Here is a 23,638-nt window from a genome sequence, read left to right on the forward strand (position 1 = left end):
GTCGGACCGGCTCGGCCCCAGCTCGACCTGCGCCCGGCCCTGTCTTTCAAGCTTCTCCCAGGGCTGTGCACCACCCGCAGTAACGACACGAAAGCTCTCTCCTGTCATGACAGAGAAGACCACCGGTGCCAGCTACGCAGCAGCAGGTGTCGACATCGAAGCGGGCGACCGCGCCGTCGAACTCATGAAGGAGTGGGTGAAGAAGACGCAGCGCCCCGAGGTCCTCGGCGGCCTCGGCGGTTTCGCCGGCCTCTTCGACGCCTCCGCCCTCAAGCGCTACGAGCGCCCCCTGCTCGCCTCCGCCACCGACGGCGTCGGCACCAAGGTGGACATCGCCCGCCGCCTCGGCGTGTACGACACCATCGGCCACGACCTGGTCGCGATGGTCATGGACGACATCGTCGTCTGTGGCGCCGAGCCGCTCTTCATGACGGACTACATCTGCGTCGGCAAGGTCCACCCCGAGCGTGTCGCGGCCATCGTGAAGGGCATCGCGGAGGGTTGCGTCCTCGCCGGCTGCGCCCTCGTGGGCGGCGAGACCGCCGAGCACCCGGGCCTCCTGGGCCCCGACGACTTCGACGTGGCGGGCGCCGGCACCGGAGTCGTCGAGTACGACCGGCTGCTGGGCGCGGATCGCATCCGTACGGGGGACGCCGTCATCGCGATGGCCTCCTCCGGTCTTCACTCGAACGGGTACTCGCTGGTCCGGCACGTCCTCCTCGACCGCGCCGGGATGCCCCTGGAAGGTCACGTCGAGGAGCTCGGCCGGACCCTCGGCGAGGAGCTGCTGGAGCCGACCAAGATCTACTCGCTGGACTGTCTCGCCCTCACCCGTACGGCCGAGGTCCACGCGTACTCGCACATCACGGGCGGCGGCCTCGCCGCGAACCTGGCGCGGGTGATCCCGGACCACCTGCACGCCACGGTCGACCGGGCGACCTGGGCCCCCGGCGCGATCTTCGACCTGGTCGGCAAGGCCGGACAGGTGGAGCGCCTGGAGCTGGAGAAGACGCTCAACATGGGCGTCGGCATGATGGCCGTGGTCCCGCAGGAGTCGGTGGACGTGGCCCTGACCGCACTGGCCGACCGCGGCGTGGACGCCTGGGTCGCCGGAGAGATCCTGGACCGGGGCGACCACACCGAAGGCGCGACCCTGACCGGTTCCTACGCGAGCTGAGCAGCACTGAAACCCGGTCCGGGGCGATGCCCTGGACCGGGTTTCAGTACTTTTGAGATCTTTTGCAGACGTCGACGTTCAGAGCGTCAAGCGCCGCGGCGCTGAGCCGAAGGACCGGACTCATCGTCCTCGTCCTCGTCGTCATCGCCGTTGTAGAGAGCCGCGTACTTGGCGTACGGGTCGTCTTCGTCATCCAGATCGTCATCGACCTCGACCGGCGCGCTGACGGGCAGCGGCTCTGTCGGCGATGCGCCCAGCTCATTGGCCAGACGCGAGAGGTCAGTCCCGCCGCTGTTGTACTTCAGCTGGCGGGCGACCTTTGTCTGCTTGGCCTTGGCCCGGCCGCGCCCCATGGCTCGACCCCCTCGGTGACGGGGCTCGACGGCCCCAGAGTCTGACACGCGTTCATGGTTCGGAGCGGGCTCTCCGTGGAGAGACCGTCCGTAGGGGTTCAACGGTACCTGCTTCAGCGGCCATACGGTACGCCGCCCGCATCACGCGCGCCGATGCAGTACCAACGAGACACCCCGTACTCGCTGGTCAGCTGCGATTTTAACCCTTTCCTGGCGGGCGACCCGCCGAAGGGCAGTGAGTTCCGTCTCCTCTGCGCCTCCGGCGGGTCCCAAGGGCCCCGGAAAGGTGTCAGACCGCGACGACGCCGCGCGCGTCGGCCATCCGCTGCTCGGCGATCCGGTCGGCTGCGGCAGCCGGCGGAATACCGTCTTCCTTCGCACGTGTGAATATGGCCAGCGTGGTGTCGAAGATCTTCGCCGCCTTGGCCTTGCACCGGTCGAAGTCGAAGCCGCGGAGCTCGTCGGCGACCTGGATGACCCCGCCCGCGTTGACCACGTAGTCGGGGGCGTAGAGGATCCCGCGGTCCGCGAGGTCCTTCTCCACACCCGGGTGGGCGAGCTGGTTGTTCGCCGCGCCGCAGACGACCTTGGCGGTCAGCACCGGCACCGAGGCGTCGTTGAGCGCACCACCCAGCGCGCACGGGGCGTAGATGTCCAGGCCCTCGGTGCGGATCAGCGAGTCCGTGTCGAAAGCGGCGGTCACCCGACCCGGGTGCCGGTCGAGGATCTCCTGCACCGACTCGCGCCGGACGTCGGTGATGACGACCTCCGCGCCGTCCTCCAACAGGTGCTCCACCAGGTGCCGGCCGACCTTGCCGACACCCGCGACACCGACCTTGCGGCCGCGCAGGGTCGGGTCGCCCCACAGGTGCTGGGCGCTCGCGCGCATGCCCTGGAAGACGCCGTACGAGGTGAGGACCGAGGAGTCGCCGGCGCCGCCGTTCTCGGGGGAACGGCCCGTCGCCCAGCGGGTCTCGCGGGCCACCACGTCCATGTCCGCGACGTAGGTGCCGACGTCGCAGGCCGTCACGTAGCGACCCCCGAGGGACTCCACGAACCGGCCGTAGGCCAGCAGCAGTTCCTCGTTCTTGAGGATGTCCGGGTCGCCGATGATCACGGCCTTGCCGCCGCCGTGGTCGAGGCCGGCGAGGGCGTTCTTGTACGACATGCCGCGCGCGAGGTTCAGCGCGTCGAGGACGGCCTCCCCGTCCGAGGCGTACGCGTGGAAGCGGGTACCACCGAGGGCCGGGCCCAGGGCGGTGGAGTGGATGGCGATGACAGCCTTGAGGCCGGTGGCTCGGTCCTGGCACAGCACGACTTGCTCGTGGCCGCCCTGTTCCGTGCGGAACAGGGTGTGCAGGACGCCGTCGGTCATTTCGGTCACGGTGGTGACTCCCATGGAAGAGATGCGGCGGGAAGACGCCCCCCTGCGGGTGGGGGAGGGCGCGCTGGGAGCAGCGTAAGACCTGAGGGGCCCGCGCAGGCGTCCTGTCCGGGGATCGAAACACTCCCGGGTCCCGGGCGGGGTCCCGACGACCTCGCGGGCGCCCGCCGGAGTACCGCCGGCCGGCGCGGGGGAGTACGAGAGCGTGAGCGAATCCCCCGACCCCCGGCCGCCCTCCGCGCGCCCCGTACCGACCGTTCCCTACGCCTCCTACCTGCGCGTCTACGAGCCGCTGGCGGCCTTCCCCGAACCGGAGCGCACGCACTGGGCCGACTACGCCCGGCGCGGCGACACCCCGACCGCCCAGGACGAACTGCGCAGGTCGCTCGCGGACTTGGTGCGGGTGCCCCTGGTGGCGGTCCCCCGGCACGAGAGCGCCGACGCCTTCACCGCCGAGTGGGACGGGACGCTGCTGGTCTGCCCGTGGCGGACCAGGCTGCGCGGCTGGCTGGCGCTGGAGGAACTCGTGGAGTGGTTCCCGCGTCCGGTGCTGGACGCGGCACTGCCCCCGGCCGCCCGCCGTCGGGCGACCGAGGAGTACGAGGCGTGGCGCGAGCGGAACCCGGACGGCCGCCCGTGGATCCGGACCGGGGTCTGGCAGGTCCCGCTGCGGTGGTTCGTGCTGGTGGCCGACGAGGAGCGGGAGTACCTCCCGGGCGAGCGGCTGCGCTACCGCACCCCGATGGTGCAGGCCCGGCGCCGGCTCGCCCGGGGGCTGCGGACCCTGCGCGAGGCGGAGGGGTACGGCATGCTCACGGAGGGTCTGGTGGAGGTCGGCAGCTGGCTGGAGGAGTTCCACCCGCGCTCCATGGTCGAACTGGACTACGGCGGACTGACGCACACCCTGCCGGAGGCCGGGCTGGCCGGCGACCGCTCCGCGCGGGATCTGGCGCGGGGGATCGCGGAGCTGCGGGCCGGGGACCGGGAGGGCGCGGCCCGGACGTACGGGGAGCTGGCGGAGCGTTGGCGGGCGGTCCGGGAGAGACTGTTCGCCAATTAGGTACCGGAGACCCCTGGCGCGCCCGCCGTGTCGCCCGTATCGTCCGATCGGCCATAAGTCGCAGATCAGAGCCTTGATCACGGTATTGGGGTCTTAGTGCCGGGACCTACGTCCCGATACGGGCCATTGGCCCAAGCGTGACGGACCGCACTATCTACACCCTTGCGCCCTTCCCCTACCCTCGTGCCAAAATAGGACAAGGAGTCCGGGGAGGGTTCCTTCCGTCCAAGTAAGGGCGGAATGCTTGGTATTGCACTCTATGGGGGGTCTGACGACTCCTGATCGCTCTGTGACTGATCGTCACAGTGGGGTGACTGTCCGTTATGGGACGGTCCATCGGCTTCCGCCGCTGATGAACACCTCGGAGGGCAATTCCATCGGTTTGGCCGTCGAGGCTGGACGGATGGTGTAGTTGTAGTGCCGAGGACAAGCCGTTCGTCCTATAACCGACTCGGCCTGCGTATGTCCATTTCGGGCAACGTGGGCCAAGGTGCAGAATTTAGAGGAAAGAACCGAGATGGTTCGGTTCTCCCGAGGAGGCCGCTCATGACCGCTCGCACCCCTGATGCCGAGCCGCTGCTGACCCCGGCTGAGGTTGCCACGATGTTCCGCGTGGACCCGAAGACGGTCACCCGCTGGGCCAAGGCTGGCAAGCTCACGTCCATCCGCACCCTGGGTGGACACCGCCGTTACCGCGAGGCTGAGGTTCGCGCACTGCTCGCGGGAATTCCGCAGCAGCGCAGCGAGGCCTGAGGCTCGCAAGCAGGACCTTTTTGACGGGTCTGAATCGGGTCCCCCAATCCGATGAAACCCAAAAGCTTCAAACGGCAGAGCCTGCCCCAACAGGTTCCGCTGTTCGATCGCGCTGGACTCCGCCGGGTCCAGCGCGATCTTTTTTATGCCCGGAGGGCGGCGGAAACGAGGAGCCCTCGGCAGCCCTGCGGGGGTGGGTGCCATTGCACATATAAAATCGAGCCGGCGTATGACTGCGATAAATGTGCGAGTCTCAAAAACTCATGTGGTGACACCCGTCACAGCTGATCACTCTTGTACACCCGGCAATGCACCCCGTAAGGGGACGTGAGCGACAGGGCGCGTCATGCGGACGAGGGATTTCGTCCGGCGTGGCCGTCGGCCGCCGACTCGGGCGCGAGAATGCGGCCGGACGCGGCAAGGGGCGCGGACGCGATGAGACGGGAACGTGACCCATGGGGGCCGATGGGCCGGATGGGGCGATCGATGGCCCCGGAAAGGCCTCCAGGGCCCCTCTGCGCGCCTTGCGGTCGCGGGAGGCGATCCACGGGCCTCCGACCCGCCCCGCGCCCCTCAGGCGATCGATGGGCGAACCGCCCCCGACTCGGCGCCCGCACGGCCCGCGCACCGGCAAGTGGACCGGCGGTGAGCGGACCCGTCAACGCGTCAGGGCCCGTATCCCCTGAGGGATACGGGCCCTGACGTCTCTGCGAACCTGACGGGACTTGAACCCGCGACCTCCACCTTGACAGGGTGGCGAGCTAACCAACTGCTCCACAGGTCCTTGATTTGTAGCCGCTGGGCGGTTACGAATCAGACTGTACAACAGCTCAGGGGGTGCAGTCGAACCCGATCAGGGGGCGGCCGCATCCACCGCCTTCACGATGCGCTTGTCGGAGATCGGATACGCCGTCCCGAGCGCGTGCGCGAAGTAGCTGACGCGCAGTTCCTCGATCATCCACCGGATCTCGGTGACCGCCTCGGGCACGGGCCGCCCCTTCGGCAGCTGCTCCAGCAGCCACAGGTACTCGTCCCGCATCTCGTGGACCTTCTCCATGCGCGTGGTGTCGCGCTGGACGCCCGTCGGCATCTGCTGGAGCCGCCGGTCGACGGCCACCAGGTAGCGCATGAGGTCCGGCAGCCGCTTGAGTCCGGTCAGCGTCACGAAGCCGGCCGGCATCAGCGCCGCCAGCTGTGTCTTCGCGTCCTGGACGTTCGCCATCAGGGCCAGGCTGTTGGTGGCCTTCAGACGCCGTTCGCAGGCCTGCCAGGCGGCCAGCACCTGCTGCACCTGGTCCACCGTCCGCACGGTCGTGTCCACCAGGTCGGCCCGCACCGCGTCGAAGAGCTTGCGGAAGCCCGCCTCGTCCCAGGCCGGGCCGCCGTGGGCGGCGATCAGCCGGTCGGTGGCCGCCGTCGCGCAGTCGTCGAACAGCGCCTGGATGGAACCGTGCGGATTGCGCGAGAGGGCCAGCTTCTGCTGGTTGGTGAGCTTGTCCGAGGCGAACTTCGCCGGGTTCACCGGGATGTTGAGCAGGATCAGCCGCCGGGTGCCGAGCCACATCGCCTGCCGCTGTTCGGCCTCCGTGTCGAAGAGCCGTACGGAGACGCTCGCGCCCGCGTCCACCAGCGCCGGGTACGCCTTGACCGGCTGACCCGCCCGCCGGGTCTCGAAGACCTTGCTCAGCGTCCCGATGGTCCAGTCGCTCAGCCCGGAACGCTCGACCGACTCCCCGCCCGCCCGCTCGGCGGTCGCCGCGGCGGCCTTGGAGAGGGCCTGGCGGGCCTTCGGCTTGAGCCTCAGCCGCAGTGCCTCCAGGTCCTTGTCCTCCGCGAGGTTCTTGCGGCGCTCGTCGACGATCCGGAAGGTGATCTTCAGATGGTCCGGGATCCGGCTCAGGTCGAAGTCGTCGGCGGACACCGGCACTCCGACCATCCGGTGCAGCTCCCGGGCCAGCGTCACGTGCAGGGGCTCCTGCATCGGGTGCGCCGTGGCCAGGAAGCGCGTCGCGAAGTTCGGCGCGGGCACGTAGTGCCGGCGGATCGGCTTCGGGAGGGAACGGATCAGCTCCGTGACGACCTCCTCCCGCAGGCCCGGGATCTGCCAGTCGAAGCCCTCCTCGGTGACCTGGTTCAGCACCTGGAGCGGGACGTGGACGGTCACGCCGTCCGCGTCCGCGCCCGGCTCGAACTGGTAGGTCACCCGGAACTTCAGCGGCCCCTGGAGCCAGGAGTCCGGATAGTCGGCCTTGGTGACCCCGGCAGCCTTCTCCGTCAGGAGCATCTCGCGCTCGAAGTCGAGCAGTTCGGGCTCGTCCCGCTTCTTGTGCTTCCACCAGGAGTCGAAGTGCGCCCCGGAGACCACGTGCTCGGGGATCCGCTGGTCGTAGAAGTCGAAGAGGGTCTCGTCGTCCACCACGATGTCGCGGCGCCGCGCCCGGTTCTCCAGCTCCTCCACCTCGGTGAGGAGCTTGCGGTTGTCGGCGTAGAACTTGTGGTGCGTGCGCCAGTCGCCCTCGACCAGGGCGTTGCGGATGAACAGCTCGCGGGAGACCGCGGCGTCGATCCGGCCGTAGTTGATCTTCCGCTGGGCGACGATCGGCACGCCGTACAGCGTGACCTTCTCGTACGCCATCACGGCCGCCTGGTCCTTCTCCCAGTGCGGCTCGCTGTAGGTGCGCTTGATCAGGTGCTGCGCCAGCGGCTCCACCCACTCGGGCTCCACCTTGGCGTTCACCCGCGCCCACAGCCGCGAGGTCTCCACCAGTTCCGCCGACATCAGGAACTTGGGCTGCTTCTTGAACAGCGAGGACCCGGGGAAGATCGCGAACTTGGCCGACCGCGCGCCGAGGTACTCGTTCTTGTCGGTGTCCTTCAGACCGATGTGCGACAGCAGACCCGCCAGCAGCGAGATGTGCACGTGCTGCTCGGGGGCGTCCGCCTCGTTGACGTGGATCCCCATCGACTTCGCCACCGTGCGCAGCTGCGAGTAGATGTCCTGCCACTCGCGGATCCGCAGGAAGTTCAGGTACTCCTGCTTGCACATCCGGCGGAACGAGGACGAGCCGCGCTCCTTCTGCTGCTCGCGCACGTAGCGCCACATGTTCAGGAACGAGAGGAAGTCGCTGGTCTCGTCCTTGAAGCGGGCGTGGTTCTGGTCCGCCTGCGTCTGCTTGTCCGAGGGCCGCTCGCGCGGGTCCTGGATGGACAGCGCCGCCGCGATGACCATGACCTCGCGGACGCAGTTGTTCTTGTCCGCCTCCACCACCATGCGCGCCAGCCGCGGGTCCACCGGGAGCTGGGACAGCTGTCGGCCCATCGGCGTGAGCCGCTTGCTGTGGTCCTTCTCGGCCGGGTCGAGGGCGCCGAGTTCCTGGAGGAGCTGGACGCCGTCGCGGATGTTGCGGTGGTCCGGCGGGTCGATGAAGGGGAACTTCTCGATCTCGCCGAGACCGGCGGCGGTCATCTGGAGGATGACCGAGGCCAGGTTGGTGCGCAGGATCTCCGCGTCCGTGAACTCGGGGCGGGAGAGGAAGTCGTCCTCGGAGTACAGCCGGATGCAGATGCCGTCGCTCGTACGACCGCAGCGGCCCTTGCGCTGGTTGGCACTGGCCTGCGAGATCCGCTCGATGGGCAGCCGCTGCACCTTGGTGCGATGGCTGTAGCGGGAGATCCGGGCGTTGCCCGGGTCGATCACGTACTTGATGCCCGGGACGGTCAGCGAGGTCTCGGCGACGTTCGTCGCGAGGACGATCCGGCGGCCCGTGTGCTGCTGGAAGACCCGGTGCTGCTCGGCGTGCGAGAGGCGGGCGTAGAGCGGCAGCACTTCCGTGAACCGCAGGTTGCGCTTGTTCAGGGCGTCCGCCGTGTCGCGGATCTCCCGTTCGCCGGAGAGGAAGACCAGGACGTCGCCCGGCCCCTCGGACTGCAGCTCGTCCACGGCCTCGCAGATCGCCGTGATCTGGTCCCGGTCGGAGTCGTCGCCCTCCTCCTCCAGAAGCGGGCGGTAGCGGACCTCCACCGGGTACGTGCGTCCGCTGACCTCGACGATCGGCGCGTCCCCGAAGTGCCGGGAGAACCGCTCCGGGTCGATGGTCGCCGAGGTGATGACGACCTTGAGGTCGGGGCGCTTGGGCAGCAGCGTGGCCAGGTACCCGAGCAGGAAGTCGATGTTCAGCGACCGCTCGTGGGCCTCGTCGATGATGATCGTGTCGTAGGCGCGCAGCTCGCGGTCCGTCTGGACCTCCGCGAGCAGGATGCCGTCCGTCATCAGCTTGACGAAGGTCGCGTCCTGGTCCACCTGGTCGGTGAAGCGGACCTTCCAACCGACCGTCTGCCCGATCTCGGACCTCAGCTCCTCCGCGATCCGCTCCGCGACCGTGCGGGCGGCGATCCGGCGGGGCTGGGTGTGCCCGATCATGCCCCGGACGCCGCGGCCCAGCTCCATGCAGATCTTGGGGATCTGCGTGGTCTTGCCGGAACCGGTCTCGCCGGCGACGATCACGACCTGGTGGTCGCGTATCGCCTCGGCGATCTCGTCCTTCTTCTGGCTGACGGGAAGGTTCTCGGGATACGTGATCTCCGGCTTGCGCGAGGCACGGCCGGCCAGACGCGCGGCGGCCTTCTCGGCCTCCGCGGCGATCTCGTCGAGCACGGCCTGCTTGGCCTCGGGCTTGCGGATACGGCGGGCGCCCTCGAGGCGGCGGCCGAGGCGGTGCGCGTCGCGGAGGGAGATCTCACCGAGAAGCGTCTGCAGGGCGGCGAAGGAAGTAGACATACCTGGTCGAGGATCTCACCCGGGAGTGCCGGGTGGCGAACGCATTTGTGCCCCCTCCCCGTACCATTTCGGGACGAGATCACCTGAACCCGCCTGCCGTACGAGTGAGAGGCCCGCCATGTTCCGCGCCCGGGGAGTGTGGTGTCTGCTGGGCGCCCTCCTCGCGGTGCTGCTCGCCGGGATCCCGTCGACGGCGGCCGGGGGCGGCCCCCCGAAGGCCGCCGGCCCGACGACGACCTTCGCGCGGGCGACCGCTCTCGTACCGACCCCTCTCGTACCGGGCGCCTCTTCGCGCCCCGCCACGACACCGCAGCACGCCGCCTCGGTGGGCTCCGGGCAGGGCCCGTCCTGCGCTCCCGGCGGTGGGGACCACGGCGGGATCCCGGCCGTGCCGCCCCGCTGCGGTGACCCACAGCACGCCGCCCCCGCCGCCCGGGTCGCGGCGGAGCAGCCGGCGGCCTGGCGGACGACACCCGTACGGGTCCTCGTCCGCGGGCCCGACCGAACGACGCCGGGCCCCGTGGAGCTGTCCGTGATGCGGGTCTAGGAGGACCGGTCGTTTCCGCCGGTCCGTCCTTTCACCCGCACCCCGCAGCTTCGGAGCACCCGCATGTCCCCTTCCCCCTCCTCTTCCTCCTCCCGCAAGCCCTCCCCGCGCCGGCCCCTGCTGATCGCGGCCGGGGTCGCCATCGCCGCCGTCACCCTCGGCCTGGTCTCCTGGCAGGCCACCGCCCCCGAGGAGCGCGGTGACTCGGGCGGCGACGCGGCCTCCGCCCGCCCCGCGCCGCAGGCCAACCCCGAACTGCTGAAGCTCGCCCGCCGCGACGCCGGCGACAAGCTCGCCGTCGGCCGCGCCGACGCGCCCGTCGTACTGATCGAGTACTCCGACTTCAAGTGCGGCTACTGCGGCAAGTTCGCCCGGGACACCGAACCCGAACTGGTGAAGAAGTACGTGGAGGCCGGCACCCTGCGCATCGAGTGGCGCAACTTCCCCATCTTCGGCGCGGAATCCGAGGCCGCCGCCAAGGCCGCCTGGGCGGCGGGCCGACAGGACCGCTTCGAACGGTTCCACTCGGCCGCCTACGCGGAGGGAGCCAAGGAGAAGGGCTTCGGCGAGGCCCGACTCACCGAGCTGGCCCGCGAGGCCGGAGTGCCCGACCTGGAGCGCTTCAAGCGGGACATGGCCGGTGAGGAGGCCGCCGCGGCGGTGCGCGCCGACCAGCAGGAGGGCTACCGCATCGGCGTCACCTCCACCCCGTCGTTCCTGGTCAACGGGCAGCCCGTGGCCGGCGCGCAGCCCCTCGACGCCTTCGAGGCCGCCATCGCCCGCGCCGAGGCGGCGGCCCGGAAGTGACCGACATCGGATACCTGGCCGCCCTGCTGGGCGGCCTCCTCGCGCTGCTCAGCCCGTGCAGCGCCCTGCTGCTGCCCGCCTTCTTCGCGTACTCGATCGACTCCACGTCACGGCTGCTGGCCCGCACCGGGATCTTCTACGCGGGCCTGGCGAGCACCCTCGTACCGCTGGGCGCGGCCGGCTCGTACGCGGGCCGGTTCTTCCACGGAAACCGCGAGACCCTCGTCCTCGTCGGCGGCTGGCTGATCATCGCGCTCGGGATCGCGCAGATCCTCGGCCTGGGCTTCGCCTCCCGGCGGATCGCGGAGCTCTCCGGACGGATCCGGCCGACCACCGCGCTGTCGGTGTACGCGCTCGGCGCCGTCTACGGCCTGGCCGGCTTCTGCGCCGGCCCGATCCTCGGCAGCGTGTTGACCGTGGCCGCCGTCAGCGGCAGCCCGGTCTACGGCGGCCTGCTGCTGGCCGTCTACGCCCTCGGGATGGCCGCGCCGCTGTTCCTGCTGGCCCTGCTGTGGGACCGCTTCGAGCTGGGCCGCAAGCGCTGGCTGCGCGGCCGGACCATCCGGGTGGGCCCGCTCGGGCTGCACACCACCTCGGTGCTGTCGGGGCTGTTCTTCATCACCCTGGGCGCGCTGTTCCTGATCTACGACGGGGCGAGCGCGCTGCCCGGACTGCTGGACGTGGACGACTCGTTCGCGGTGGAGCAACGGGTCCGCTCGATCGCCGACGCGGTACCGGACTGGGCGCTGCTCGGCCTGGTCGCCGCCGCCGCGGGGGCGGTCGCCCTGACGCAGTGGCGCCGCACGGTCCGAAGCGCGAAGGACGAGACGCACGTGAAGGACGGGGCGGGGGCGATGGAGGAGTGACGCAAGAAGGCCCCGTCCGAGGACGGGGCCTTCTTTCTTGTGGCTGGGGCCGGGGTCGAACCGGCGACCTATCGCTTTTCAGGCGATCGCTCGTACCAACTGAGCTACCCAGCCACGAAACTCTTACGAGCTTCAGCGAACCTGACGGGACTTGAACCCGCGACCTCCACCTTGACAGGGTGGCGAGCTAACCAACTGCTCCACAGGTCCTTGCAATGTGCGAGACAAGTCTCGCACACGGTTTTGCGTACCCCCAACGGGATTCGAACCCGTGCTACCGCCTTGAAAGGGCGGCGTCCTGGGCCACTAGACGATGAGGGCTAAAGGCCCGCCGGGCACTTTGCAGCGCGTCGGGGACGTGAGAAGCATATGGGATCCGGGGAGCTATCGCCAAAACGGTTTCCCCCGGAGCGACAATGACGGTGTGCTGGAGATGACGCGCGAGGAGTTCGAAGAGCTCGTCGCAGAGGCCTTGGACCGGATTCCGCCGGAGCTCACGCGGCTGATGGACAACGTGGCGGTCTTCGTCGAGGACGAGCCGCCCGCAGACGATCCGGAGCTCCTCGGGCTCTACGAGGGGACCCCGCTCACCGACCGCGGCGAGTGGTACGCCGGGGTGCTGCCCGACAGGATCACGATCTACCGCAACCCCACGTTGCGGATGTGCGAGGACCGGGAGAGCGTGGTCGCGGAGACGGAGGTCACCGTGGTCCACGAGATCGCCCACCACTTCGGGATCGACGACGAGCGACTGCACGCCCTGGGCTACGGGTGAGCCGGTGACCGGCACCGACGAGGAGGACGCCGCGTCGATCGACCCCGACGCCGATCCACCCGGGAGCACCGAACCGCGGGGACGCGTCCTCGGGGCCATCGCGGTCGGCGGGGCGATCGGCGCCTCGGCGCGCCACGGGGCGGCCCTGCTGTGGCCGGCGGCCCCCGGGGCCTTTCCCTGGGACACCTTCTGGGTCAACGTCCTGGGCTGCGCGCTGATCGGCGTGCTCATGGCGGCGGTCGCCGAGGACGGCCGCACCTCGCCGCACCCGCTCCTGCGGCCCTTCCTCGGTATCGGGGTGCTCGGCGGCTTCACCACCTTCTCCACCTACGCCCTGGAGTTCTCCGGGCTGCTCGACGAGGGCCTCGTCCCGACCGCGCTGACGTACGCCGGTCTGACGGTGGTGGCCGCGCTGGGCGCGGTCTGGGCCGGTGCGGCGGTGACCCGGGCGGCGCTGCGGGAACGGGGGCGGGCGTGAACTGGCTGCTGGTGGTGGCCGGCGCGGTGGTCGGGGCGCCGCTGCGGTACCTGACGGACCGGGCCGTGCGCGGCCGCCACGACTCGATCTTCCCCTGGGGCACGTTCGTCGTGAACGCCGCCGCCTGCCTGGTGTTGGGGGTACTGGCCGGGGCGACGCTGGCCGGTGCGGCCTCCTCGCGGCTCGGCCTGCTGCTCGGCACCGGACTGTGCGGGGCACTCAGCACGTACTCGACGTTCTCGTACGAGACCCTGCGACTGCTCGAGCGCGGCGAGCGGTTCCTCGCCGCGGCGAACGTCCTGGCGTCGGTGCTGGTGGGGCTGGGCGCCGTGCACCTGGGCTCGCAGGTGTCCGGCCGGCTCTTCGGCTGAGGGCGTGTCTCTTACGGGGTACGGGGAGTTGGGCACATTGACCCGCTCATGCGGAACACTCCGCTGCTCCCCGTCCCGGAGGTGCCACCCGTGCGCCAGTTGTCCGCTTCCCTCCGATTGGCCGTCACCGCGCTCGCGGTGGCGGCGTCGGCAGGCTGCATGAGCGTCGGCGAGAACGCCGCGAAACCCGGCCCCTCCGCCTCGGTGGACGCCAAGGACGCCGCCGCCTCGGCCGGCGGCACCGTCTCCGGGCGGGGCTCCGGCGTCCACGGCAACGGCCGCGGCGCGAAGGACGGTACGGGGACCACCCCTGACGGCAAGACCGTCGAGCCGGGCAAGGCCTCCGGCGCGACCGGGGCCTCACCCAGTCCGGGCGCGCCCGCCAAGCCGGGCGCCCCCTCGCCGTCGGCCGGCCCGGGTGGAGGCGCGGGTGGCCAGGGGCCGCAGCAGCCGACGGGCGGGGGCTCCGCCGCCGGTGGTGCCGCCGGTTCCGGCGGCTCGGGTTCCGCCGGTACGGGATCGGGGTCGGGATCGGGTTCCGGCGGTGGCGCGGCCGCCGGTGGGTCCGGAGGGTCGAATCCCACTCCGCCTGTGGTGGAACCCACTCCCGAACCGCCTGTGACACAGCCCACCCCGGAGCCCACTCCGCCGCAGCCGGAGCCCAGTCCTCCGGTCGTCGGGTAGTCGTATCGGGGAGGTTCGTCGGCGGTTGTCCGGCTCTGTCCTCCGGGGATCGTCGCAGGTCAGGTGCCTCTTGGGGGGAGCGACTTGCCAGACCCCCAGGAGGGTGCGTATGGTTATAGATCGTTTGATCCCATTGCCCGGCGCCGAATCCGAAGAGCGCCGTGTGGCGCGTACTCCCTAGCCGTGGCTGACCGCATTGAGGCGGTCGATTTGCGATTCACGGAGTTTGGGCGCGTGCCGAGACTCCGGAAGGTTTCGCATTTCGCATGTCCATTTCCAGTTCTGACCGCACCGTCATGCCCGAGAACGACTCGAACGAGATCGTCACCGCCGAGACCCTCGCGGTCACCGAGGCCATCGAGGCCGCTGAGGCGAACGAGATCATCGAGGCTCTTGAGGCCGACGTGACCGACCAGTCCATCGACGAGGCCGACGAGGCCGACGCCGAACCCACCATCACGTTCAGCGACCTCGGTCTGCCGGACGGCATCGTGCGCAAGCTCGCCCAGAACGGCGTCACGAGCCCCTTCCCGATCCAGGCCGCGACCATCCCGGACGCCCTGGCCGGCAAGGACATCCTCGGCCGAGGCCGCACCGGCTCCGGCAAGACCCTCTCCTTCGGTCTGCCGACCCTGGCCTCCCTGGCCGGCGGGCACACCGAGAAGAAGAAGCCCCGCGCGATCATCCTCACGCCGACCCGTGAGCTCGCGATGCAGGTCGCGGACGCCCTCCAGCCCTACGGCGACGTGCTCGGCCTGAAGATGAAGGTCGTCTGCGGCGGTACCTCCATGAGCAACCAGATCTTCGCTCTGGAGCGCGGTGTCGACGTCCTCGTCGCCACCCCCGGCCGTCTGCGCGACATCATCAACCGCGGTGCCTGCTCCCTGGCGAACGTCCAGGTCGCGGTCCTCGACGAGGCCGACCAGATGGCCGACCTGGGCTTCCTGCCCGAGGTCACCGAGCTGCTCGACCAGATCCCCGGCGGCGGCCAGCGCATGCTCTTCTCCGCCACCATGGAGAACGAGATCGGCACCCTGGTCAAGCGCTACCTGACGAACCCCGTCACGCACGAGGTCGACAGCGCGCAGGGCAACGTCACGACCATGACCCACCACGTCCTCGTCGTGAAGCCGAAGGACAAGGCGCCCGTCACGGCCGCGATCGCCGCCCGCAAGGGCCGCACGATCATCTTCGTCCGCACCCAGCTGGGCGCCGACCGCATCGCCGAGCAGCTCATCGAGGCCGGCGTGAAGGCCGACGCGCTGCACGGCGGCATGACGCAGGGCGCCCGTACCCGCGTCCTCGCCGACTTCAAGGACGGCTACGTCAACGCGCTCGTCGCCACCGACGTCGCCGCCCGCGGCATCCACGTCGACGGCATCGACCTGGTCCTGAACGTGGACCCGGCCGGCGACCACAAGGACTACCTGCACCGCTCGGGTCGTACCGCCCGCGCCGGCAAGTCCGGTGTCGTCGTGTCGCTGGCGCTCCCGCACCAGCGTCGCCAGATCTTCCGCCTGATGGAGGACGCGGGCGTCGACGCCTCGCGCCACATCGTCCAGGGCGTCGGCGCCTTCGACCCCGAGGTCGCCGAGATCACCGGCGCGCGTTCGCTGACGCAGGTCCAGGCCGACTCCGCGAACAACGCCGCCAAGCAGGCCGAGCGTGAGGTCGCCGACCTCACCAAGCAGCTGGAGCGCCTGACCCGCCGCGCCGGCGAGCTGCGCGAGGAGGCCGACCGCCTCGTCGCCCGCTCCGCCCGCGAGCGTGGCGAGGACCCGGACGCCGCCGTGGCCGAGGTGGTCGAGGCCGCCGAGGCCGAGGTCGCCGCCGCCGTGGCCGAGCCCGTCGTCCAGGAGCGCACCTTCGAGCGTCGTGACGACCGCGGCAACTTCGAGCGTCGTGACAACCGTCGCGATGACCGCGGTGACCGCGGTGGCGACCGTGGCGGTTTCCGTTCCGGTGGCGACCGTCGTGACGACAACCGTGGTGGCGGCTTCCGCTCCGGTGGCGACCGTCCGTCCGGTGGCTTCCGTTCCGGTGGCGACCGTCGCGATGACAACCGTGGTGGCGGCTTCCGTCGCGACGACCGTCCCTCGGGCGGTTTCAACCGTGACGACCGCGGTGGCGACCGTGGCGGCTTCCGCTCCGGTGGCGACCGTCCGTCCGGTGGCTTCCGTTCCGGTGGCGACCGTCGCGATGACAACCGTGGTGGCGGCTTCCGTCGCGACGACCGTCCCTCGGGCGGTTTCAACCGTGACGACCGCGGTGGCGACCGTGGCGGCTTCCGCTCCGGTGGCGACCGTCCCTCGGGTGGCTTCAACCGTGACGACCGCGGTGGCGACCGTGGCGGCTTCCGCCGCGACGACCGCCCCTCCGGTGGCTTCCGCTCCGGTGGCGACCGTCCGTCCGGTGGCTTCCGCTCCGGCGGCGCCGGCGACCGCCCCTACGGCCGTCGTGACGACAACCGCCCCTCCGGCTCCGGTTCGACCGGCTCGACCGGTTCCTTCGGTGGCCGTCGTGACGACAAGCCCCGCTGGAAGCGCAACGGCTGACGTCTGAGCGTCATCTGACACGGGCTCGGCCCCCACGGCACTCCGGTGCGGTGGGGGCCGAGCCCGTTTCCGTTGCCGTTCCTGGTTCCCGCTTCCCGTTCCCGTGGAGGCCCTCGAAGGCCGCGCGCGCCACGCTGCGGGCCCGGGGCGGCCGTCCGGCACCGGAGCGCCGCGACGCGCCAACTGCGCCCGAGAGCACCCGGAAACGACGGAGCGCCCCGCCTGGCCGAAACCAGACGGGGCGCTCTGTGCCAGGTCGGAGGCGTGACCTCCGACCGCGAGCTGTAGGCCATGTCGGACTCGAACCGACAACCAACGGATTAAAAGTCCGCTGCTCTGCCAATTGAGCTAATGGCCCTCGGCGTGCTCACCCCAGAGCATAGCCGCAGAGGGGCGCGAGGCCGATCGGGTATCGACCGGAGCGGCCCGGCGGTTTCCCGCCACCGGTGGTCGGCGCCCTTCGCTCGGGCGCGCACGCGGCGGATCCACCCGCCTCCGAGCCCTGGTGAGGGCCCGTCCGACCGGCGAGGCGCGCGCTTCCCACTGGCGGGGTGGGCCCCCGCGAGGGCTTCCGCGGGCCGCCCCGGATCCATTCTTAAGCCCTCTGACCTGCGATGATACCGTTCCAGGGGGTTCCCGGAGGGTTAATTGGCGGGGGCCATCCCCCACATGACGTAGAGTTGTGTTTACCGACGCGGGGTGGAGCAGCTCGGTAGCTCGCTGGGCTCATAACCCAGAGGTCGTAGGTTCAAATCCTGCCCCCGCTACTCAGTACGAAGGCCCGGTCCCCTCAGGGGGACCGGGCCTTCGTCGTTCCCGTACTCCGGCCGCGCCTTCGTTCTCACCCGGCGTCCGTGTTTTCGTCACCCGTACGGCCCCGGCCCGGTCGCCCGCGGACCTTCACGACGCCAGCCTTGAGGGGCGATGCGGCGGTGGCCCGCACCCGTGCGAGGGATCGGGCGGCAGGAGACGGCGTGGTGGGGCTGGGCCGGCAGGGCGAGGACGCGGGCGCGACCGGTGCCGGGGGCGGCGTGTCCCGGCTGGTGGTCCGGGTGTTGCCGGCCATCCTGATCGCCTTGGGGTTCGTCTTCGACCTGGTGACCCCGCCGAGTTTCACGGGTTCCCCCTTCTTCTCGGCGGCCCCGCTGATCGCGGCGCCGTTGTTCTCCCTGCGCACGACGTTCCTGACGGGCCTGGCCGCCTCCCTCGCGGTCGTCGCGCTGCACGTCCACAACGGCACCAGTGGGCGGGCCGAGTCGGTGACCGAGCTGGCGACGGTGGTCACCGTCTCCGGATTGGCGCTCCTGATCAACCGAGTCGTACGGCGCAGCGGCAAGGAACTCGCCTCGGCGCGCGGGATCGCCGAGGCCGCCCAGCGGGCCGTGCTGCCGACGCCCGCCGATCGGATCGGGGGGTTGCACGTCGCCGCCTCGTACGAGGCGGCGCAGGCGGACGCCTTCATCGGCGGGGACCTGTACGCCGTCCAGGAGACCCCGTACGGGGTGCGGCTGGTGGTGGGTGACGTGCGCGGCAAGGGGCTGGGCGCGGTGGAGACCGTCGCGGTGGTGCTGGGCGCCTTCCGGGAGGCGGCGGAGTACGAACCGACGCTGGAGGCGCTCGCGCGGCGGCTGGAGCGCGCGTTGACCCGGGAGGGGACCCGGCGCGACAGTCTGGACGCGGTGGAGGGGTTCACGACGTGTGTGCTCGGCGAGGTCCCGAAGGGGTCGGCGGTGCTGCGGCTCGTCAACCGGGGCCACCCCGAGCCGTTGCTGCTGCACCCCGACGGGGCACTGGTGGTGCTCGCGCCGGCCTTGCGCGCGCTGCCGCTGGGCATGGGCCTGGGCGCGCTCTCGCCCGACCGGGCCGAGGAGTGGCCGTTCCCCGAGGGCGGCACGCTGCTCCTGTACACGGACGGGTTGACGGAGGCCCGGGACGCGGAGGGGAGGTTCTACGACCCGGCGGGCCGGCTGCGGGGGAGGGTCTTCCCCGGACCCGACGAACTGCTCGACGCGCTCAACAGCGATGTGCGCCGGCACACGGGCGGCGGGGCGACCGACGACATGGCGTTGCTGGCGGTGGGCCGCCCGGCGCGGGGGCAGCCGGAGCGTCGGCGGACGGTCCCGGTGGTCAGCCGCGAGGATCCGACGTGAGGGGCCGCACGAGGGGCCTGGCGTAACGGTGCGTGTCCGAAGTGGCGCACTCCGTTAAAGCCCTGACGGGCCGTCACTTGGCCACTGTGGCTGAAGTGGTGAGGGTGTGCACTGATTTTTGCCCGAGTTGAACACTATCGGGCCCAATGTCCAGGCCAAGGCTGTTCAGGCAGTGGCCGATTGGTGTTAACGATCAATCGCAACAGCTTGGAATCACTCCCCCGAGTCTATTACCGTTCGATAACGCAGCGCGGTCGTCCCGGCCGTCGCAAGAGACGGCGCCGCGCGCGTTCCCCTGCTTTGAGGAGTGTGCCCCCGTGGCCTCCAACTCGCCTGCCCACGACGGCGTCGACATCCAGGAGTCGCCCACGGCGGGCGCCTGGGGCGAGTGGAACCCGACCGAGGACTCGGCCCGGCCGCTCCGCGGCAAGCACCGCGTCCTCAAGCCGCGCGGCGGACTGGCCCGCAGCTCGACCGTGCTCGGTGTCGGGGTCATCGCCGCCGTCGGTGCGGGCGGCATAGCCACCGCGCAGGACCGCCCCCAAGTGGCCATCACCATGCCGTCGTTCCCCGACCTGCTGGGCGACGACGACCACGCCTCCGGCGTCGCGGACGAGACCGTGCGGGCCGCGCGGGCCGCGAGCATCCCGCAGCAGATCGGCGGGGGAGAGCGGACCCAGGGCCAGGCCGACGCCGGCGAGGCACTGCTGAACCGCCTCCTCCAGCAGGCCGAGACCCGGGCGCACGACGACGACGCCCGACTCAGGGCGGACGCCGAGCGCGCCGCGCAGGAAGCCGCCGCCCAGGAGGCCAAGGCCAAGCGGGAGGCGGCCGAGAAGGCCGCCGCCGAGAAGGCGGAGCAGGCCGCGAAGGCCGAGAAGGCCCGGGTCGAGGCCGAGAAGGCGGCCGCCTTGGCCGCCGAGGCCGCCGCGGCGGCCAAGGCCGAGGCGGAACGTCCCGCGCAGGCGTCCGGCGACTTCGTCCTGCCGACCTCCGCCTACACGCTCACCTCGCACTATGGCGACTCCGGCTCCATGTGGTCCTCCGGCCACCACACCGGCCTCGACTTCGCCGCCCCGACCGGCACCCCGGTCAAGGCCGTGGGCAGCGGGAAGATCACCTCGGCCGGCTACTCCGGGGCGTACGGCTACCGGATCGTGCTCCAGCTCGATGACGGCACCGAGATCTGGTACTGCCACCTGTCCTCCATGTCGGTGACCTCCGGGTCCGTGGGCGCGGGCGACACCATCGGCCGTGTCGGCGCCACCGGCAACGTCACCGGAGCCCACCTTCATCTGGAAGTCCGCCAGGGCGGCTCCACGATGGACCCGCTCGCTTGGCTGAACTCCAAGGGCCTCAACGTCTGACCCGCCCCGGGGCCCCCGACCACCGGAGCGCCCCTCCCCGACCCCGTGAGGGCCTCCCCGACCCCGTGCGGCCTCAGCGTCTGACGTCGGCCGCGGGCCGCCTCTCGTCCGCGCGCCTCGGTGCCGGTACCGCGGTCAGCGTCGCCCGCCCCGAGGCCGGGACCGGGTCGAACCACGGCGGAAGCAAGTCCTCCATCACGGCCGCCCGCGCGAGGGCGGGCGCCGCCGTGGCCCGACGCAACCACATCCTCCCGAGCAACTCCCGCTCCCGCTGCGCGAAATCCGGCTCCCGGCCCGGCCCGCCGCGGCGGGCGCGGTGGCGCAGCAGGGCGAGCGCGGCGGCGTCCGACTGGTACCGGGCGACGGTCCGGCCGGCCGCGCGGCCACCGGTGCGCCGGGCCAGGGCGCGGGCCAGCGACCGGGCGGGCATCGACGCCAGGGCCGGTACCTCCGCCCGGCCGAGCCAGCCGGCGGCGGCGTACACCGCGAGTTCGGCGGCGACGGCCCGCAACAACCGACGCCGGGTCCGGACGGTGAGCCACAGCAGCAGCCCGAACGCCGGGACCATCACGCAGCCGTAGACCACGTAGAACCCGTACTCCCCGAACTCCGACGAGCTGTTCCACAGCGCGTGCAGAGCCATCGCGCAGGCCAGCCCGAGCAGCGACAGCCCGATCCGCGCCGACCGGCGCGAGCGCAGCAGGCCGGCGCCGAGACCGAGGCCGGTGAGCACCGTGAACAGCGGGTGCGCGAACGGCGACAGGACGATCCGTACGAAGAAGGTCGCCGCCGTCAGGGAGTCGAGCACGCCGGTGCCACTGGACAGGTCCTCGTCGAAGGCATTGCCCAGGTACAGGATGTTCTCGGTGAAGGCGAAGCCCGTGGCGGTGAACCCGGCGAGCACGAAGCCGTCGACCGGGCCGGCGAGTCGGCGTCTTCGGAAGACGAGCACCAGCACCAGCGCGGCGGCCTTGGCGCTCTCCTCGACGACCGGGGCGATGGCCACCGAGCCGAGCTGATCGGCGTCGGTGGGATCGGCGGTGGCCGCGGCGATCCACTGGGTGGCGAAGCTGTTGGCCAGTATGGCGATCAGCGCCGCTGTCCAGGCGCCCCAGCCGAAGCAGAACAGCGACTGCCGCCACGGGCCGGGCGCGGCCCGCCCCGACCACCGGAACGCCGCCATGAGCGGTGGTACCGGCAGCAGGGCGAGACCGAGCCCCACGAAGAAACCGGGTGTGCCGGTCTGCTCCCGCACGAGTTCGAGGATCGCGACCCCGGGCACGGCGAGCAGCACGACGAGCACGCACGTACGGGCCCGGCCCGACGGACGTGCGAGCACACCCGTGAGCGCTCGATACACGCCATCACCCTAGCGAGCGGCTCTGACACACGGAGTGACGTTGTCAGTTCTCCGAGCGACGGAAGAGCAAGTCGTGTACGACGTGCCCCTTGTCGAGGCCTTGGCCCTCGAAGCGGGTGAGCGGACGGAAGTCGGGGCGGGGCGCGTAGCCGCCGTCCGCCTGGGTGTTGTCGAACCGCGGGTGCGCGGTGAGGACTTCCAGCATCTGCTCGGCGTACGGTTCCCAGTCGGTCGCGCAGTGCAGCACCGCGCCGGGCGCCAGACGGGTGGCGGCCAGATCGAGGAACTCGGGCTGGATCAGGCGCCGCTTGTGGTGGCGGGCCTTGGGCCAGGGGTCCGGGAAGTACACGCGCAGCCCGGCGAGGGAGTCCGCCGGCAGCATCTCGCGGAGCAGGATGATCGCGTCGCCGTTGGCGACACGGACGTTGGTCATGCCGCCCCGCTCGGCGAGCGCGAGCAGGTTGCCCTGGCCGGGGGTGTGCACGTCGGCGGCGAGGATCCCGGTGTCCGGGTCCGCGGCGGCCATCTGCGCGGTCGCCTCGCCCATCCCGAAGCCGATCTCCAGGACCACCGGCAGCCCGTCGAACATCGCCTTGAGGTCGAGGACCTCGTGCCCGTCGATGTCCAACCCCCAGGTGCCCCAGAGCCGTTTCAAGGCCTCGCCCTGCCCGGTGGTCACCCGGCTGCGGCGCGGCTGGAAGCTGCGGATCCGGCGCTCGTGGTGCGAGCCCGCCGGGTCGGGCGCGGGCCCGTCCGGGAAGCGGGGCTCGGTGCGCCACTTGGGAGGCGTGTACGTGGCGCCGCCCTCGGGGGCGCTCGGCGGCTGGGGATTCATGGGCTCAGACACAATGCGCCGATTCTACGACCCGGCCCACCCCGCCGCCCGTTCCCGGCCCGCCGGGTCATCGGGCCGAGGCCGCCGGACAAGGTCGTCGGGTCGGTCAGCTCGTGTGCAGGGTGGCCAGGGCGCGCCGGGCCACCTCGCGCCCGATCGGAAGCGACGCGGTCGCGGCCGGCGACGGGGCGTTGAGGACGTGCACCGTGCGCGGCGCCTCCCGGATCAGGAAGTCGTCCACGAGCGTCCCGTCGCGCAGGACGGCCTGCGCCCGCACCCCGGCCGCGGCCGGGACCAGGTCCGAGGCCGCCACCGCGGGCAGCAGACGCCGCACGGCCTCGGTGAACGCCCGTCTCGACAGCGACCGCCGGATCTCGCCGGCGCCGTACCGCCAGTGCCGCGCGGCCATCCGCCAGGACCCCGGCCAGGCGAGCTCGTCGGCGAGGTCCCGCGGCCGGACCACCCCCCACCCGTACCCCTCCCGGGCGAGCGCCGGCACCGCGTTCGGGCCGACGTGGACACCGCCGCCGATGCCCCGGGTCAGGTGCACCCCGAGGAAGGGGAACGCCGGGTCCGGCACCGGGTAGACCAGGCCCCGGACCAGCGAGGGCCGCGCCAGGTCGTAGTACTCGCCCCGGAACGGCACGATCCGCATCCCCGGGTCGTCGCCGGCCAGCCGTGCGATGCGGTCGCACTGCAGCCCGGCGCAGTTCACCAGCACCCGCGCCCGCACCACCGTGCCCGACGTGGTGCGCACCGCGACCCCGCCGGAACGTCGCGAGATCAGGTCGACGGCGCCGCCGTAGACGATCTCCGCCCCGGAGGACTCCGCCAGCTGGGCGGCGACGTGCCCGTAGTCCACGATCCCGGTCGTGCCGACATGGATCGCGGCCAGCCCGCGCACCTCCGGCTCGTACTCCGAGATCTGGGCCGGGCCCAGCTCCCGCACAGGGATGCCGTTCTCCCGGCCCCGCTGGACCAGCGCGTGCAGCCGCGGCAGCTCGGACCGCTCCGTGGCGACGATCAGCTTGCCCGTCACCTCGTGCGCGATCCCGTGCTCCGCGCAGAACTTGACCATCTCGGCGGCACCGCCGACCGCGAACCGCGCCTTCAGCGAGCCCGGCCGGTAGTAGATGCCGCTGTGGATCACACCGCTGTTGCGACCGGTCTGGTGCCGGGCCGGGCCGGGCTCCTTCTCCAGGACGACCACCCGGGTCCCCGGGGCCAGCCGCGCCAAGGCATGCGCTGTCGACAGGCCGACGATTCCGCCACCGATCACCAGTACGTCGCAGTCCACGCCGCCGCCCACGCTGACACCTCCCACCCCTGCATACTGCAC

At 71.3% G+C, this 23,638-nt stretch carries 19 protein-coding genes and 6 tRNA genes; 14 read left to right on the plus strand and 11 right to left on the minus strand.

The annotated features are described in order from the left end of the window. Positions 1–106 precede the first annotated feature (106 nt). Positions 107–1,177: a phosphoribosylformylglycinamidine cyclo-ligase gene (gene purM / locus OHA84_RS19580; RefSeq protein WP_053680253.1), complete on the plus strand. Its 1,071-nt coding sequence runs from the start codon at positions 107–109 to the stop codon at positions 1,175–1,177. An 86-nt stretch (positions 1,178–1,263) separates the two neighbouring features. Here purM and OHA84_RS19585 read toward each other — a convergent pair whose 3' ends face one another. Beyond that, positions 1,264–1,530, minus strand: coding sequence for a DUF3073 domain-containing protein (locus OHA84_RS19585; RefSeq protein ID WP_053680255.1), 267 nt, complete (start codon positions 1,528–1,530; stop codon positions 1,264–1,266). Between the two features lie 289 nt (positions 1,531–1,819). Continuing rightward, entirely contained in the window at positions 1,820–2,914 is a 1,095-nt protein-coding gene (locus OHA84_RS19590) for a Glu/Leu/Phe/Val dehydrogenase dimerization domain-containing protein (RefSeq protein WP_053680257.1), read from the minus strand. Between the two features lie 205 nt (positions 2,915–3,119). On the opposite strand from OHA84_RS19590, the gene OHA84_RS19595 reads away from it, so the two are divergent. Together OHA84_RS19595 and bldC are read left to right on the plus strand one after the other, a co-directional pair. Beyond that, positions 3,120–3,974, plus strand: coding sequence for a hypothetical protein (locus OHA84_RS19595; protein WP_053680259.1), 855 nt, complete (start codon positions 3,120–3,122; stop codon positions 3,972–3,974). A gap of 546 nt (positions 3,975–4,520) precedes the next feature. Continuing rightward, positions 4,521–4,727, plus strand: coding sequence for a developmental transcriptional regulator BldC (gene bldC / locus OHA84_RS19600; RefSeq protein WP_003949541.1), 207 nt, complete (start codon positions 4,521–4,523; stop codon positions 4,725–4,727). A gap of 710 nt (positions 4,728–5,437) precedes the next feature. Here the strand turns inward: bldC and OHA84_RS19605 are convergent. Together OHA84_RS19605 and hrpA are read right to left on the minus strand one after the other, a co-directional pair. Beyond that, positions 5,438–5,511 (minus strand) — tRNA-Asp (locus OHA84_RS19605). A gap of 69 nt (positions 5,512–5,580) precedes the next feature. Then, positions 5,581–9,504 (minus strand): ATP-dependent RNA helicase HrpA, encoded by a 3,924-nt coding sequence (gene hrpA / locus OHA84_RS19610; RefSeq protein WP_266970489.1) that lies wholly within the window; start codon positions 9,502–9,504, stop codon positions 5,581–5,583. A gap of 118 nt (positions 9,505–9,622) precedes the next feature. Here hrpA and OHA84_RS19615 point away from each other — a divergent pair, with 118 nt between their 5' ends. The 3 genes from OHA84_RS19615 to OHA84_RS19625 all read left to right on the plus strand — a co-directional run bounded on the left by OHA84_RS19615 (position 9,623) and on the right by OHA84_RS19625 (position 11,724). Further along, on the plus strand, positions 9,623–10,051 hold the full coding sequence (locus OHA84_RS19615) for a hypothetical protein (RefSeq protein ID WP_053680263.1): 429 nt from the start codon (positions 9,623–9,625) through the stop codon (positions 10,049–10,051). Positions 10,052–10,114: 63 nt separating this feature from the next. Further along, a complete protein-coding gene (locus tag OHA84_RS19620) occupies positions 10,115–10,858 on the plus strand; it encodes a thioredoxin domain-containing protein (protein WP_053680265.1) in 744 nt (247 codons plus the stop codon). Next, positions 10,855–11,724, plus strand: a complete 870-nt coding sequence (locus OHA84_RS19625; RefSeq protein WP_266970487.1) for a cytochrome c biogenesis CcdA family protein — start codon at positions 10,855–10,857, stop codon at positions 11,722–11,724. Before OHA84_RS19620 ends, OHA84_RS19625 begins: the two co-directional genes overlap by 4 nt. A gap of 40 nt (positions 11,725–11,764) precedes the next feature. On the opposite strand, the gene OHA84_RS19630 is transcribed toward OHA84_RS19625, so the two are convergent. The 3 genes from OHA84_RS19630 to OHA84_RS19640 all read right to left on the minus strand — a co-directional run bounded on the left by OHA84_RS19630 (position 11,765) and on the right by OHA84_RS19640 (position 12,045). After that, positions 11,765–11,838, minus strand: a tRNA-Phe gene (locus OHA84_RS19630). Positions 11,839–11,860: 22 nt separating this feature from the next. Beyond that, positions 11,861–11,934, minus strand: a tRNA-Asp gene (locus OHA84_RS19635). A gap of 38 nt (positions 11,935–11,972) precedes the next feature. Continuing rightward, a tRNA-Glu gene (locus tag OHA84_RS19640) sits at positions 11,973–12,045 on the minus strand. A gap of 103 nt (positions 12,046–12,148) precedes the next feature. Here OHA84_RS19640 and OHA84_RS19645 point away from each other — a divergent pair. From OHA84_RS19645 to OHA84_RS19665, 5 genes are all read left to right on the plus strand, one after another. After that, positions 12,149–12,499 carry a metallopeptidase family protein gene (locus OHA84_RS19645; RefSeq protein ID WP_030012899.1) on the plus strand — a complete coding sequence of 117 codons (351 nt, stop codon included), beginning with the start codon at positions 12,149–12,151 and terminating at the stop codon, positions 12,497–12,499. Positions 12,500–12,503: 4 nt separating this feature from the next. Next, a complete protein-coding gene (locus OHA84_RS19650) occupies positions 12,504–12,977 on the plus strand; it encodes a CrcB family protein (RefSeq protein WP_371591420.1) in 474 nt (157 codons plus the stop codon). Beyond that, positions 12,974–13,348: a fluoride efflux transporter CrcB gene (gene crcB / locus OHA84_RS19655; RefSeq protein WP_053680271.1), complete on the plus strand. Its 375-nt coding sequence runs from the start codon at positions 12,974–12,976 to the stop codon at positions 13,346–13,348. The genes OHA84_RS19650 and crcB overlap by 4 nt, the downstream gene beginning before the upstream one ends. 48 nt (positions 13,349–13,396) lie before the next feature. Continuing rightward, a complete protein-coding gene (locus OHA84_RS19660) occupies positions 13,397–14,032 on the plus strand; it encodes a hypothetical protein (RefSeq protein ID WP_053680272.1) in 636 nt (211 codons plus the stop codon). A 266-nt stretch (positions 14,033–14,298) separates the two neighbouring features. Continuing rightward, the gene (locus OHA84_RS19665) at positions 14,299–16,587 is read left to right on the plus strand and encodes a DEAD/DEAH box helicase (protein ID WP_266970484.1); all 2,289 of its coding nucleotides are present in this window, start codon (positions 14,299–14,301) and stop codon (positions 16,585–16,587) included. A gap of 285 nt (positions 16,588–16,872) precedes the next feature. Here the strand turns inward: OHA84_RS19665 and OHA84_RS19670 are convergent. Beyond that, positions 16,873–16,945: transfer RNA gene (locus tag OHA84_RS19670), tRNA-Lys, on the minus strand. A gap of 335 nt (positions 16,946–17,280) precedes the next feature. Here OHA84_RS19670 and OHA84_RS19675 point away from each other — a divergent pair. From OHA84_RS19675 to OHA84_RS19685, 3 genes are all read left to right on the plus strand, one after another. Continuing rightward, a tRNA-Met gene (locus tag OHA84_RS19675) sits at positions 17,281–17,354 on the plus strand. A 207-nt stretch (positions 17,355–17,561) separates the two neighbouring features. Next, a complete protein-coding gene (locus OHA84_RS19680; RefSeq protein ID WP_371591422.1) occupies positions 17,562–18,737 on the plus strand; it encodes a PP2C family protein-serine/threonine phosphatase in 1,176 nt (391 codons plus the stop codon). 317 nt (positions 18,738–19,054) lie between these two features. Then, entirely contained in the window at positions 19,055–20,104 is a 1,050-nt protein-coding gene (locus tag OHA84_RS19685; RefSeq protein ID WP_371591423.1) for a M23 family metallopeptidase, read from the plus strand. Between the two features lie 73 nt (positions 20,105–20,177). On the opposite strand, the gene OHA84_RS19690 is transcribed toward OHA84_RS19685, so the two are convergent. The 3 genes from OHA84_RS19690 to lhgO all read right to left on the minus strand — a co-directional run bounded on the left by OHA84_RS19690 (position 20,178) and on the right by lhgO (position 23,638). After that, entirely contained in the window at positions 20,178–21,464 is a 1,287-nt protein-coding gene (locus OHA84_RS19690; RefSeq protein ID WP_053680280.1) for a PrsW family intramembrane metalloprotease, read from the minus strand. 43 nt (positions 21,465–21,507) lie between these two features. After that, entirely contained in the window at positions 21,508–22,299 is a 792-nt protein-coding gene (trmB, locus tag OHA84_RS19695; RefSeq protein WP_053680283.1) for a tRNA (guanosine(46)-N7)-methyltransferase TrmB, read from the minus strand. A 106-nt stretch (positions 22,300–22,405) separates the two neighbouring features. After that, positions 22,406–23,638, minus strand: a complete 1,233-nt coding sequence (gene lhgO / locus OHA84_RS19700; RefSeq protein WP_266970481.1) for an L-2-hydroxyglutarate oxidase — start codon at positions 23,636–23,638, stop codon at positions 22,406–22,408.

Origin of the sequence: Streptomyces sp. NBC_00513 (assembly GCF_041431415.1) — a bacterium.
Taxonomy (GTDB): Bacteria; Actinomycetota; Actinomycetes; order Streptomycetales; family Streptomycetaceae; genus Streptomyces.